Source organism: Pseudomonas anguilliseptica, from assembly GCF_900105355.1.
In the GTDB taxonomy this organism is placed as follows: Bacteria; Pseudomonadota; Gammaproteobacteria; order Pseudomonadales; family Pseudomonadaceae; genus Aquipseudomonas; species Aquipseudomonas anguilliseptica.
In genome coordinates this window covers 2,069,819-2,082,170 of sequence record NZ_FNSC01000001.1, presented here as the reverse complement: position 1 = coordinate 2,082,170, position 12,352 = coordinate 2,069,819, and the positions used below count along the sequence as shown (strand labels likewise).

At 61.6% G+C, this 12,352-nt stretch carries 18 protein-coding genes; 1 reads left to right on the top strand and 17 read right to left on the bottom strand.

Annotated features, from left to right (window positions below; all coding sequences use genetic code 11):
• Nucleotides 1-5 precede the first annotated feature (5 nt).
• The 13 genes from BLW24_RS10085 to BLW24_RS10030 all read right to left on the bottom strand — a co-directional run bounded on the left by BLW24_RS10085 (nt 6) and on the right by BLW24_RS10030 (nt 8,357).
• Nucleotides 6-479 carry a hypothetical protein gene (locus BLW24_RS10085; RefSeq protein WP_244161134.1) on the bottom strand — a complete coding sequence of 158 codons (474 nt, stop codon included), beginning with the start codon at nt 477-479 and terminating at the stop codon, nt 6-8.
• 6 nt (nt 480-485) lie between these two features.
• Nucleotides 486-857: a phage tail protein gene (locus tag BLW24_RS10080; RefSeq protein WP_090379925.1), complete on the bottom strand. Its 372-nt coding sequence runs from the start codon at nt 855-857 to the stop codon at nt 486-488.
• 14 nt (nt 858-871) lie between these two features.
• Entirely contained in the window at nt 872-1,969 is a 1,098-nt protein-coding gene (locus BLW24_RS10075; protein ID WP_090379922.1) for a phage tail sheath C-terminal domain-containing protein, read from the bottom strand.
• Nucleotides 1,969-2,214, bottom strand: a complete 246-nt coding sequence (locus tag BLW24_RS26175; protein WP_208600165.1) for a hypothetical protein — start codon at nt 2,212-2,214, stop codon at nt 1,969-1,971. The genes BLW24_RS10075 and BLW24_RS26175 overlap by 1 nt, the downstream gene beginning before the upstream one ends.
• Complete coding sequence (locus BLW24_RS10065; protein ID WP_090379919.1) at nt 2,214-2,777, bottom strand: phage protein Gp37; 564 nt, start codon at nt 2,775-2,777, stop codon at nt 2,214-2,216. Before BLW24_RS10065 ends, BLW24_RS26175 begins: the two co-directional genes overlap by 1 nt.
• Nucleotides 2,777-3,268: a phage protein Gp36 family protein gene (locus BLW24_RS10060; protein ID WP_090379916.1), complete on the bottom strand. Its 492-nt coding sequence runs from the start codon at nt 3,266-3,268 to the stop codon at nt 2,777-2,779. Before BLW24_RS10060 ends, BLW24_RS10065 begins: the two co-directional genes overlap by 1 nt.
• Nucleotides 3,265-3,432, bottom strand: coding sequence for a hypothetical protein (locus BLW24_RS25900; protein WP_167360301.1), 168 nt, complete (start codon nt 3,430-3,432; stop codon nt 3,265-3,267). Before BLW24_RS25900 ends, BLW24_RS10060 begins: the two co-directional genes overlap by 4 nt.
• A gap of 4 nt (nt 3,433-3,436) precedes the next feature.
• A complete protein-coding gene (locus tag BLW24_RS26170) occupies nt 3,437-3,853 on the bottom strand; it encodes an HI1506-related protein (RefSeq protein ID WP_090379913.1) in 417 nt (138 codons plus the stop codon).
• 9 nt (nt 3,854-3,862) lie between these two features.
• Nucleotides 3,863-4,768, bottom strand: a complete 906-nt coding sequence (locus tag BLW24_RS10050; RefSeq protein WP_090379910.1) for a Mu-like prophage major head subunit gpT family protein — start codon at nt 4,766-4,768, stop codon at nt 3,863-3,865.
• 26 nt (nt 4,769-4,794) lie between these two features.
• Nucleotides 4,795-5,160 (bottom strand): hypothetical protein, encoded by a 366-nt coding sequence (locus BLW24_RS10045; protein WP_090387690.1) that lies wholly within the window; start codon nt 5,158-5,160, stop codon nt 4,795-4,797.
• A gap of 33 nt (nt 5,161-5,193) precedes the next feature.
• Nucleotides 5,194-6,171: a phage protease gene (locus BLW24_RS10040; protein ID WP_090379906.1), complete on the bottom strand. Its 978-nt coding sequence runs from the start codon at nt 6,169-6,171 to the stop codon at nt 5,194-5,196.
• 241 nt (nt 6,172-6,412) lie between these two features.
• Nucleotides 6,413-6,976: a phage virion morphogenesis protein gene (locus BLW24_RS10035; protein ID WP_090379903.1), complete on the bottom strand. Its 564-nt coding sequence runs from the start codon at nt 6,974-6,976 to the stop codon at nt 6,413-6,415.
• Nucleotides 6,977-7,079: 103 nt separating this feature from the next.
• Nucleotides 7,080-8,357, bottom strand: coding sequence for a PBECR2 nuclease fold domain-containing protein (locus BLW24_RS10030; RefSeq protein WP_090379900.1), 1,278 nt, complete (start codon nt 8,355-8,357; stop codon nt 7,080-7,082).
• Between the two features lie 71 nt (nt 8,358-8,428).
• On the opposite strand from BLW24_RS10030, the gene BLW24_RS10025 reads away from it, so the two are divergent.
• On the top strand, nt 8,429-8,698 hold the full coding sequence (locus BLW24_RS10025) for a hypothetical protein (RefSeq protein ID WP_208600164.1): 270 nt from the start codon (nt 8,429-8,431) through the stop codon (nt 8,696-8,698).
• Between the two features lie 3 nt (nt 8,699-8,701).
• On the opposite strand, the gene BLW24_RS10020 is transcribed toward BLW24_RS10025, so the two are convergent.
• From BLW24_RS10020 to BLW24_RS10010, 4 genes are read right to left on the bottom strand one after another with little or no spacing between them, the layout of a single operon-like run.
• Nucleotides 8,702-10,258 carry a DUF935 domain-containing protein gene (locus tag BLW24_RS10020; protein ID WP_090379897.1) on the bottom strand — a complete coding sequence of 519 codons (1,557 nt, stop codon included), beginning with the start codon at nt 10,256-10,258 and terminating at the stop codon, nt 8,702-8,704.
• Complete coding sequence (locus BLW24_RS10015) at nt 10,258-11,592, bottom strand: hypothetical protein (RefSeq protein WP_244161133.1); 1,335 nt, start codon at nt 11,590-11,592, stop codon at nt 10,258-10,260. Before BLW24_RS10015 ends, BLW24_RS10020 begins: the two co-directional genes overlap by 1 nt.
• Nucleotides 11,582-11,842 (bottom strand): hypothetical protein, encoded by a 261-nt coding sequence (locus BLW24_RS26465; protein WP_244161132.1) that lies wholly within the window; start codon nt 11,840-11,842, stop codon nt 11,582-11,584. The genes BLW24_RS10015 and BLW24_RS26465 overlap by 11 nt, the downstream gene beginning before the upstream one ends.
• Nucleotides 11,839-12,351: a DUF3486 family protein gene (locus tag BLW24_RS10010; RefSeq protein ID WP_090379894.1), complete on the bottom strand. Its 513-nt coding sequence runs from the start codon at nt 12,349-12,351 to the stop codon at nt 11,839-11,841. Before BLW24_RS10010 ends, BLW24_RS26465 begins: the two co-directional genes overlap by 4 nt.
• Between the last annotated feature and the right edge of the window lies 1 nt (nt 12,352).

Below are 12,352 nucleotides of genomic sequence, written 5' to 3'. Positions count from 1 at the left end.
GGCGTTTACTGACGTAACGGGTGCCGCCCGACTTGCGACCCACCAGCAGATCGACGCGAGCGTCGATCTCTGGCCTGGTCATGCAGCGGATTTCTTCTAGGCGGTAGCCGTGGCGGATAAAGGCGTGCTCGATGCGTCGCCAGTCGGCGATGCCGCGCTCGGCGGCGCGAGCTTTTTTCCAGCGCCTCATCAGCGGCCGCAATCAGTGCCAAGTCACCTTCGGACAGCTCGGCACGCAGTAGCTCAGTGGTTAGCGCCTCGGCCGGAATAGCGCCCAAACTCAGCAGTTGCTGGCGATAAACCTCCAGCGTCACCAGTTGCAGTGGCCCCTGCGGGTGGGCTTCTTGAGCGGCGATCAGATCGCCGGCCATGGCCACGCGCAAGGTGAACGATTTGTGGCGGGTGCCTGCGTAGTACACCCCGATGGCCAGCTCTTTGGTAATGGTCAGGCCATCCCAGCGGTTGTCTGCTTGGTTCATAGGGGCTTACTCCGTGTAGTAATCCAAAGCCGAAAGGGTCAGGTCGCGGGTGGCTTCGCCGTCGAGCTGGTACTTGCTGCCCATTTCGATCAGCGCCACACCGGTCCAGATTTCGCGCTGGCCACCGCCATCCACCGGTTCGATGGTGATCTTGGCGTCCATCATGGCCACCCATTTCGGCTCGCCGCTTTTGGGGATGGCCACACTTACGCGCAGTTCGTGATCAGCCACACCCGCAGCCGTGCCTAATGGGCGGCGCTTGCGGTTCATGGTCTTGACCACGGTGCGGCCGGTTTTGGTGGTGTGGTCGAGACTCTTGATCTCGTAATCCGCACCATTGATGGACAGAACGATCTGCCCAACGTAATTGTCAGCCATGCTAATTCTCCTAATTAGAGCAACAGGTCGATGCGCCCGGCGAAAACGTGCAGGCCGTTCACCACGTCAACAGGAATGGAGGCGTTGAGGCGGTTCACGTCCTGGAGCGAGCGCTCCACCACCAGGCCATCGGCGTTGGCGTCCACCTCTTCGACGATCTCCAGCTCTTCGCACTTTCTCAGCACATCGAGCAGCTCGCCGCGCACGGCCGCTGGCGTCTTGCTAGATAGCTTGGAGCGCGGGAAGCGCAAGCGAATGCGGTCACGGCACGCCTTACGCACGTAATACAGCGTGCGCATGGTGGTGATATCCAACAGCGACACGTCATCTGCGCCAGCCGGCGAGGTGGTGTAGGTGCTGACCGCACGAACGATCTGCAACACTTCACCTGGGCCAACTTCCAGCGGCGTCACGCCATTGGCCAAGCAGGTTTCCTGCTCGACACGACCCAAGCGGCTGGCCACAGGCGGCGGCTTGATCCCCGCCAGTGGCAGGGTATTGAGTGGCCGGGCCGGGTCTTCCTCGGATGCCAGCACGGCAGCAAAAGCCGCCGCCACTTCGCGCACAGTAGACGCGGTGCCTGGCAGCAGTGCCGTGCTGATTGGGCCGCTATTCAGCACGTCGGCCAGGGTGGTGGCTGCGGACAGGGTGCTGATTACTGCACAGATGCCAAGGATGCCCTGTTGCTCGATGGAGTTGGTGTAGGTGTTGAGGTGGGTACGCAGTGCGGTCATGGCCGCCTGGCTGAACCACGCAGGCACAAGAAGGGTAAAGCCACCCAGTGCCGTAGCATCCAGTGCAGCGGTAATGTCGGGCTCGGCTTCGCCGACCACGGTCACACCTACGCAGGAGATGGCCACATAGCGATAGGCTGCGATGGCGGCCGCTACCATTTCAGCAGCCACCGCGCCAAATTGCTTCTTGGCTTCATCGGCGCTGTACACCTGGGCAGGCACTAGAGGCTGCGCAAGCGCGCCTTCGCCCAACGGCACAATCAAGCAAATGCTCTGTGCATTGGTCGGCAGGGTACGCACGGCCAGGCTGGTGTTGAACTCGAAGTAAGCACCCGGCTTGCGGATCGAGGCCGGGATCGTGTCAAAGGCGACGGGCATCAGGATGCTCCTTTGGTTCTGGGTTTGGCGGTTTCTTTGGCACTTGCCGGTGCGGCAGGACTTGCCTCATCCGTTGCGGTCACGGCCATATCAGCGGCAACCAGCACCAGTTCACCGGCCGCCACGCGGCGGCGGTAGTAAGAGTTGTCAGGCACGTCCACCGGTTTATCGGGGGCATGGTCGATGAATTTGCGCGTCTGTCCCTCCATGGGCACACGCAGTTCGGGAGCGGCGGTTACACGCATTACAAGTCCCTCAGTTCAATTGAGTCGGTGGCCGTCCCCTCGGGTGGGCCGTTCGGTGTGTGGTAGGTCATGTCGATGCCCAGCAGGTCTGGCAGCGCCTCCTCGGGCTTGACCCAATCCAGCTCGATGGCGAACGACCGACCCAGCACCGACAGGCTGTCAGCCTGGAACTTGCCGTTAACCAGGTTGGCCAGGTCGGTCGGCTCAATGCGCGACCGATCCGGCCAGGGCTGCCAATCCACCAACTGGTGCATGCACGCCTGCCAAAGGGCATAGCTGCCGATATCGACGGCACTGCCGCGCCGGCCCTCACGCTCGCCACGCAGGTGGCGGGTCGCAATGACTAGGCGAAAGGTGATAGCAATGCCGTAACGCCCCTGGGCACGTTTGCGAAAGACCGCGCGGGGCGTGGTCAGCAGCAGCGCCGGGCAACGCTTGAGCAGGCCGGGCAATAAGTCCGGGGCGCCCAGCTCGCCGCCGTAGGTCTCTACGGTGAGGCGCGGCAGCTTTTCGCGCAGCGCTTCCAGGCGGGCCTGGATCAAGTCTTCCAGTTCGCCCAGCATTACAAGCGCCCTAAGCCATCGCGGCGAAACAGCCGCGGCTGGCTACTTACTTGCAACCCCGAGCGCCCGGCCTCGGCCGCACCACGCGCCTCATCCTCGGTCGCCAGTGTTTCCAGGCGCTTGAGCACATCCTTGTAGCGGGCACGCATGGTCGATTCTTCCTTACCCGCATCGTCAACCAGGTGATACCGGGCCAGCTCCATCAGGTCATCCGTGCCCCACTCCGGCGCATCCACCCCATTCGGGCGAAACCGCAGGTAAAAGGAGACCTCACTGCGCGCCCGCGTCACCGCGTCGGCAATCCGTGCCAACGCCTGTACCGCGATGGCCACGTCATCGGCGGGCCAGGTATCCAGGGCGTCACCGGCCGCAGCGGCTTGCAGCAGCTCCGGTTCGATCACGCGCTCTGTATCTGGCACCGACAGTTCAGTGACCTGGCGGGCACCAAAGCGCAGCAGCAGCTGGCTGGCGGACGGCAGTGAAAGGTTCATTGCGCAGCTTCCTCAAGCTGCGCAATGGCCTGCTGGCACTCATCAGCGACTGCCCGACTCAGCTCGGCCTGGGCGTGGTTGCCCTCAGCCTCGTGAATTGGGGCATTGTGCGTGGCGTTCTCGGCCACGATGGTCAGCTCTGCGATGGCATGGCCCAGGTTCATACGTTTACTCCTGCTCGCCCTGGTCTTTGGAATCACCGCCGTCCTGGTCTTCTTGGGCACCTTCCACAGGGTTGGCAGCAGATGCGGCTGGCTTGGCAGCTGCTTTGGCTACAGGCTTAGCTGCACCCGCAGCAGGCTTGGCCTTAGCAGGAGCTGCCTTAGGCTTTGCCGGTTTCGCCGCCGCGCCCTGCGGCGCTTTAGCTCCGCTGGAAAGCTCCAGATTCGTGCCGGCCTGCTCATCGCCACCATCCTGTTCCAGGTCAAGCTCCACGCCTTCCACAACCACCAGTTGCGGCTCTGCCTTCAACTCAACGAGCTGCTCTGGGGTAAAGAAGGCATCGGGAAAGGTGTGGCCCGCCGCCGAGTGGGCGAAGCCGCAGCGGCGAAACCCATCACGCTTAGCTGTAATGCGAATACCCATGTGACCCCCTTACGCTTCGCCAGTGGAGCCGTAGGCCAGCTGCCAGAAGCCGTAGCCACCAGCCGCACGGGCTTCCGCACCGAACTTGAATTTCTTGCGGTTGAACACGTCATCCGCTTCCGGGTCGGTCTGCTGCACGAAGTTCGGTGCTTCGCGTTCCTGGTAGATGAACGGCTTGACCGGCAGGCTGGTGTCGAGCAAGAACCACGCGGTGTCCGATTCGATACGGGCATCTACCACCAGCTCGGCCGTGCTCTTGTAAGGGTTGGCTTTGCCGTCTTCCAGGCGGTCGTTGGTTAACAGTGCCTTGGCGGTGTCTTCACCACCTGGGCCAACCAGCAACACGCGGGGATTCACACCCAGTGGGCGGCCGTCTTCATCCTTGAACTTGCGCATGGCAGTACGTGCCGCGCCATAACTGGCCTTAGCCGCAGCCTGGGTGGCAACCGAGAGCGCTGCCGTGCCCTTGTTGCTGACACTTGCCCCGGCTACTGGATGGTCGGTATCGAAGAAATACTGGCCGTCATAGCAGTGGCTGGTGAAACCACGGTTGACCAGCTCATAGACGATCTCATCCGGCAATTGCTTGGCCGAGAAGCCTGCCATTTGCGCTTGAGGCGCATAGATGCCCAGCTGATCGTCCTTAATGTGGTTGCGATCCACCTCGACGGTGGCTTCCCAGTCTTCGTTCTCCACCGTGTAGGTGAAGGCCTTGAGGTTCTTGATGTGCTTCTCGCCCACCCAGCGGCGCATCTTCGGGAAGGCCGAGAGCCAGGCATACAGGTTACTGCCCGTGGTGGAAGGGACTTTCATGGCGATCTTGTCCCAGGTGCTGGGGGCAGCCGCGAAAGCGTTGTTGAACAGGGTTTTCAGGGCAACGAACGCCGCCCGGATCGAATCTTTGTTTACCAGCATGCGCTATGCGCTCCTATATAGAAGGGTTACTCAACCCACACGCCGTCAGCGTCGATGCCGACGATGCGACCGGCAGCCGAGCGAGTGGCACCGCCATCGGTGGCGGCAACGGTTTCGTCGTTGACGATGTAGGCGGTTTTGAGGAGGTGGGCCTGGGTGACGCTGCCGTCATTGGCCCACTTGAAGGCTTTGCCACGGCGCACCTCGACTGAGACAGCACCGGCAGCGCCGTCTCGGTTGTCCACGTATTCCTCGGCGCGACCCAGGTAGGTCTGGCCGACAGCGGTCGAACCACTCAGAGCCAAGCCGGCAGCGTTAGCCATCACCAACGCGCCGCCAAAAATGCGCACGCCAGCGGCTACGGGAACCACCAGCACTTCGGTGGCCTTCATTGGGGTGTTGCGATCTTGAGTCAGCGGCACGGCTTAACCCTCGCTCTGCTTGGTTTTGGCGAACTCCACCGGATCTACACCCAGTTGCAGGCACATGGCCTGTTCCTCGGCGTTCAATGCAGTGGCGGTTTTTGGGGCCTGGCGCTCGCCCAGGTCGGATGGATCGGCAACCACCGGAGCAGCACCGACGAACGCACGGAAGCGCTCCAGGCCGGCTTGGTCGCTGCACGATGCACGGTGATATTCGAGGGTGGCCGGGGTGATCTTGCCGGCCTTGCTGGCAGCGGCCAGTTCCGTCTCGACGGCCTTTTCGTGTTCGTCCTTCTTCTGGGTGGCCAACGCTTGCTCAGCATTGGTTGCCCGCTGCATCAAGGCGTCGTAGTCCGGGCGCGGAACGAACTGAGCCAGGTTCGGCTTTTCGCTATTGCTCGCCTGGGCAGTGGCCTTGAGTTGAGTGGCGGCCGCAATGGCCTGGTCTTCTGTGGCGGTTTCGGCCAAGCCGAGCAACGCCAACAGCGCAGGTGAAATTTTCACAGGCGGTGTCTCCGAGGTTTCATGGTTGAGTGCAGTCAGCAGGAAGTTCGGCTTATTGGTCAGGCCCGCGCTGACCAGACGCGCGATGCGCCCGGTATCGGGGTCGAAGTCGAACACGGGGGAAAGGAAGCGGTAGGCCTTGCTCACGACCTGCTCAGCGGCACGCGCAGTCCACTCGACTTGGCCCCACAGGGCGGCATCGCGGACATCCAGTTGCTTGACCCAGGCGGCGGCGGGTGCCTCTTCGCCTTTCGGGGCCTTGTGCTGGGTGGCGTGCTCCCAGTCGATGGGCAGCTCAATAGCGCGTTCGGTGAAACTGGATTGCACCAGTTGCTGCGCGAACTCATCGAACAGCCATTGGCGACCGTCGCGGCCGGTTACGGTCGGGCCTGCTGGAATCAGCTCGACCCACTCCGGCGCTTGGCCATTGGCCAGCGCTGCGGAGAGGTCTGTATTGAGGGCGATTTGAGTGTTCATGCCGCCAGTGTCGGCGGCATGTCAGCAGGGCAGTGTTTCAGGACGGCGCAAGAACAATTGCCAGCATCATGGCTGGCACGCCAACCCCATTCTATACGTAGAGAATGGGGAGCCCACCTTACATGGGCGCTGCAAATAGCACTTAAGCCGAATCTAACGCAGGTCTAACGCGTACGGCCGCGCAATGTGGGGCCGCTCTAGGTTGTACTGCCGCTCAATTCGTCAGGCGCGATTCTGGCAGCTAGCTCGCCAGACCATCCACAAGGTAGTCAGAAACGATGGTGAGTATCTCGCCTTCATCGGCAGTCGATAACCCAAGGTAGGGTCGCGCGGGCATCTCCGCGCTCTGCGCACCGCGTGTCACCCACTGGGCAAAGTTCGCCTTGCGCTTACTCACAAAGCGGTTGCCAACGCTGCCATCTTTACCCTGTTTGAAATACACCTGCTGCGAACGAGCGGCCTGCTCGATAGTTCCGCCGAACTGGTGAATCGCACCATAGGGCCGGTCGGTGCCGAACTCTAGTTCTTCACCGCTGACCTGGTGACGCATGGTGTCTTGCAGCAAACCAGATTCGCGCAAGGTTCGCGGGCCTTTCTTCCTGGCCAGGGTCGAGGGTGCGAGCGGTGCCCAGGGCGCACCATCGGGGCTGACCTGGCGCAAGAAGCGCTCATCGGTGGCCTGGTGCAAGTACTCGGCGATATCGTTCAGCGGTGTGCGAATGTCGCCCAGGCGCTCGATCAGCTCGGCCAGCACCGCACCGACCTGGCTATCGTCTACCTGTACATCCAGCATTGCACCGGCCATGGTCATCTCCTACTATTGATCTACACCCATCGGCTGAGCAGTCCCCGCCAGGACGCCCAACCCTACAGCCGGGGAAAACCACGTGTGGCGGCGCGTGGTTTTGCTATTGCCCGCGCCGGTACAGCCGTACCCCCACGCGAAGGGTCTCCAGATAGTCGGGGCTCCCGCTCTGCGGAGCGAAGATAGTAATGCCATCCCAGCCATCATCGCCCACCTCAAATACCGCCAGTGCTGGGACTGACTCGCCCTCGACCTCAAAGCGGCTGATGTAGCGACGACGCACCACGGCCTTGCCCTGGGCGTACTGCCACTCAAGGCGCACCCATACTTCATCCGGCGACTTGAGCGCATCAGCCAGTAACAGCAACTCACGGCAGTGGCCGGGCTTGCCCACCTTAAGCGCGCCTGTCTTGGCGTTAGTGAATAGCTCGCGGCCAATCACTACGGCATCGCCGGTCACGTCCTGGAACACCGTCGGGGCAGCAGCGCTGCCGCCGAACTCGCCCAGAAAGCGTGCCATGTACTGTTCATCGGCCAGCCCCTCCGGCAGCAACCGCTCGGCCGATGCTGGGCGGGGTGGAGGCAAGGCGCTAACAGGCCGGCGATTGGGCAACCCGACCGCCGTAGCGCTTGATTTGGCACCGGGACCTGGCTTGGGCAGCGGGTCATACGCTCGCAGTGGAGGCACGGCAGAAGTTAACCTGGACTGACCTGGTGCATATTCGAAGCCGGGATCGATGCCCTTGGGCACCCTTACAGTACGCGGGCCATTGGGGCTGTTCTTGCCAATCACCTGATCTTCGTACTCAACCACGGGTGCGGGGCCGACCTTAAGCCCCTGGCGCGTTACATCACGCTCGCTGAGCATAAACTTCTTACACTTGCAGCCCCAACCATTTTGCGGGCTATGGCTGCTCCACCAGGGATCATCCAGCGGTAATACGGTGCCATTCCAAGCCAGGTGCTGTGGGCGTGGGTTGGCGCTATCGCCGTGGCGGTACAGTCCATAAGGCCTGCGCTTGCGCAATTCAGGGTCGGCCATCTGCGCTTCACGTCCGGCGTTGTAACTCTGCCGTAGGTTGGTTTCGAAGATGGTACGGGTACGCCACCCGCGTTCCCCCTTGTACTGCCAGCCGTGGGTGCTGACGATCCGGTCGAAGTCTTTGCGGAACTGCTCCAGGGTAAGGCCTTTGCTGATCGACTTTTCCACCGAGCCACGCAGATCGGCCAGCAGCGATTGCTTCATCGCGCCCGCCACGACGAAAGCCCAGTCATGCTCAACGCTATAAACGTCCGTCCAGGCACGGGTGGGCAAACTGACCTTGCTGCGGAAAAAGTCGATTTGCTCACGGAAAGGTAGAGCGCCACGGCTAGTGGCCATTATGATCTCCGAGCGCTATGCATGCCGACTGGTGCATGGCATCACAACGGATACCAAGGACTGAGGACTACATGCTGATTAATGAATTTCTGCTTTATGCGGCACTTGCTGGTGCTGCTGTATATGGTCTGTCGTACTGGATGACCAAGAAGGACAAGGGGCTTGCCGGTCTAATAACTGCCGTTCTGGCATTCATCGTGGTTGTCTTTATCTTTCCTGGTGCAGGGAACGCGGAAAACCTCTCTGACATTTTCAGCAACCTCACCCTGCTCATTCAAAAAGGCATCTACCTGGTGGGCTGGTTTGCAGGGGCGTTCGCTGTCAGCAAGCTGATCCCCTAGGGTTTACAACCCCCGCAGTACGTCATACCGCCCCGCCAGACTCGCCGCCGCTAAGCCATCAGCCATAGCGTCGGCGAGCTGCCCGGTACTCATATCCGGGTAGGCCTCAATCAGTCGGTCGCGGAACTCTTCCAGGCTGGACACTGAATCCAGCAGCTCCCGAATCTGATCAACCATGTCATCTATAGAGACACCTGCGGATTGCTCCAGGGTGCGCACCTGGTTGTCGACGACATCCAACGGCTCCGCCTGCCTGATGGGCTGCTCGCGGTTGCTGGCTTGTGCCAAAGCCGGCGCAACAGGCGACGCAGCGGGCGCACGCAGTAGGCTGGCGCCCTTGTCTGGGTCTGGCAGGTTAAGCCTGTCGCGTACCACTGACTGCTCCACCTCCAGCCCCAGCGGCACCAACTTGGTCAGAGCCTCAACCAGCAGCTTGGTGTCTTCCGGCTGTGGGACAACAAGAACCACGCGCGGGTAGGCGCGCCCTGGTGCAAAGTTGAGATCACAGAACGGCCGCACCACCTGGCGCTGCAATGTATTGGAGAGCGCCTTAGCATCGGCCTCCAGCAGATCAAGGCGGATGCCGTCATGCACGCGGGCCTGCGCCATGCTGCTGCCATCGTCGGCGGTCATGGTCTGGCCCAGCACGCCCTTGCTGATCTGCTTATCCCACCACTCGGCCAAACCCTGGAAGAAGTCGCCAGCACCGGCCACATTGGCTGCCTGGGTAAAGTCGATGCGCATGCTGTCCGGGATCACCGCCGCTGCATCGCTGCCCAGGTTGGCGACGGCGTCCATCAGTACACCGATATCGTCCTTGCTGGCACCTGGGCCATAGCGACCGACGCGCATGGGCAGGCCGTAAATATCGGCGAAGGCCATCCAGTCTTTCCACGTCCAGGCCTTGCACATGTAACCCACAGCCGCCAGGCGCGCCAAGCCACCACGGATCGGCAGGCCGGAACGGATACGCGGGTAGTGCACAACGAATTTGTAGGGGGCTAGCGCGATGCCATTCATCGGGTCAGCCTCATCGAGCAGACGCAGCTCGCGCCCAGTCGCCCGGTCAAACTGGAAGAACCGTTGATCACGCGGCTCGAAACGCTCAGGCATCCAGGTCTTACCGCTACGATCCCAGATGACCTCGGACACGGCATAACCCTTGCCCAGGGCGTCGGTCAGGTCAGAGTGCATCTCGCCAAATTCTGGAGCCCCAACCACCTCACGCAAGGCATCGGCCCGACGCACATCCTCGGCATCATCACTGGCAGACTCGATACGCACCTGGAGCCCAGCAAGGCCCAGCTTGCGCGTACCCAGCACGCTGGCGTAGTGGAGGTCACGCTCTTCCATTTCCTCAGCCAGGGTCAGGTAGTCGTTGGCATTACCTTCGGCAGCGGCTTGCAGGATGTTGGCCAGCCGATCTGGCGTCAGCCCACTGGCAACGGTGTGGTGCCAGACTTGGCGAATGCCGGTCAGGCTGGGCGCGGCCAGCTCTTGGCTAAGTTGGGCATATTCAATAGGGCGACCGTACTGGTCGAGGATGCGTGACTGAGCCATTACCAGATGCCTTTCTTAGAGCGCCAGCCCGCGCCGCTTTGAATCTGCCGGTCGGCATTCGCGGTGGGCTGTACGCGGTGGTATTCAAAAATTTCAACTTCTTGCCGTGCTGCGTAGTCGGCCAGGACGGCGGCAATACCCGCATCGCCGTGGCGCTTTAGGCCTTTCTGGCCGGAGTCGCCTTTCTCCGTAGTGCGCTTCTCAGGGATACGCGCGACGCCCTTAACCATGCGGAAGGCGCGGATATCGCCGGTCACATCCTTGTCGGCGGGAATGGCATAGAAGCTGTCGTCTTCAAGCGCGGCCTTGAAGGGCGGCATGTTGTCCCGATACCAGCCCTCGGTCAGCATCACCCGCTCGATGCGGTTGAAGCCGAACTCGACCGCCGTCTCCTCGGAAAGCTGGGAGCCGTTGCCCCGTGCGTCATCCGCACCTTTAAGGAAGTTGGGCAGGCGGCGGATGATGTAAAACTTGATCTGCCGTTGCTGTGCGAACGGCACGTTGCGCAGCTCAACCACAAAAGGTGTGCGCTTGCGCAGGTTCTGCTCCTTTACCAGCGGCCAGATCACCGACAGGTCGCCGCTACGCGCGAAGTCCATGCCGTAATAACTCTGCACATCGGTGGGGATGGCCGAGAGCAGCGGCAATAGCTCACGCTCGCACCACTCCAGCGACTCGGCCAGGCGCAGGTGCTCATCGATCAGCTCATACCCGACGGGGTAAGTCAGGCGTACCACCGGCACATCCCGGCTGGTACGCCCCTCAACCAGCGCCAGGCTCAGGTAGGCACCGCCGCCCTGGGACGGTACGCAGTCAAGTTCTTCCTCAGCTGAGTCGCCGTAGTAGTCGTAGACATCCTGCATCCAGGCGGCCTCTTCCTCGGGCGAGTACTCGATGCCCTTACGCAGGCACACGCGCTGATAGAGCCCGTCATTTACGGCCTCTTTGAAGGTGCAACGAAACAGCAGCCCCTTACGCTTACCGGCGCGAATCTCTTCGATCAATTCATTGAAGGGGTTATCAGTACCATCATGGGTGCTGATTACATGCACCTCACCGCCCCAGATCAGCAGGGCCAGTGCAGCTTTAAGTAGCTGTGCCAGGTCAGCATGGAATGCGGCTTCGTCGATCACCACGATGCCCTGGCGACCGCGCAGGTTGCTCGGGCGGCTGGTCAAGGCAACGATGCGGTGACCGGATGGAAAGACGATGGTGTACGTCTTGATGTGCTTGTCCGGGTCACTGTCCGGCCAGATGCCTTCCTCGATTTCCCCGGCTGCATAGTCAAAGGCTCGCGACCACATGGCGCACGCCTGGATGTATTCAACCGTCATGTCCTGGTTGTAGACCGCCTGCGGCCTTGGCCGAGGCCGCGACCAGCACGTTGTCCGCTGCCTCGGCCCAGGTCAGACCGATACGCCGGCTCTTCTCGCCAACCTTGAGCGGTGCGCGTATGCCGATCCAACCTTTCTGGTAGCCGAGCAGAACCGCAGGCACGACCGCCACGTTGGCGGTGTTGCTGATGGCCTGATAAAGCGGGTCGAGCGCCGGCTTTTTCGGTGCGGCGGTGGGGGTGCGTGTCACGACGCCACCCCGAGAATTTCCCGGCGAATCTCGGCCACTGTTTCGGCGTTGAGCCCACCTTTCTTGGCGATCTTCTCAACCTTTGCAGCTGCTGCCTCGGCCTTCTCACGGTACTCGGCCTGCCACTTTTTCTGCACAACCGAGGCACGGCCCAGCTCGGCCACGGCCTTGGCCACCTTGGGCAGGTCAATCTGGCCTCCCTCGGTCAGCAGCAGCTTGAACAGGTGTTCTTGCACCAGACGCATCAGGGCTTCGTTGACCGCACCTTCCTCATCCGGGGCAGCAGCAACCACGGCTCGCGCTTGTTCGCTGGCGATCTTGAGGGCAGATAAGCGCTCTTCGAAGTTTTGCCCATAGCGGTGCAAGGCAGATTTGCTGATAGCAAAGCCACGACCTGACAGCTCATCGGCGAGCGCCTCGTAATCGCTGAAGTTGTTCTCGGCCAGGGCTTTATCCAGCCAGGATTTGACCTCGACCGGTAATGCGGCGACCTTGCTGCGCGGCGGCATA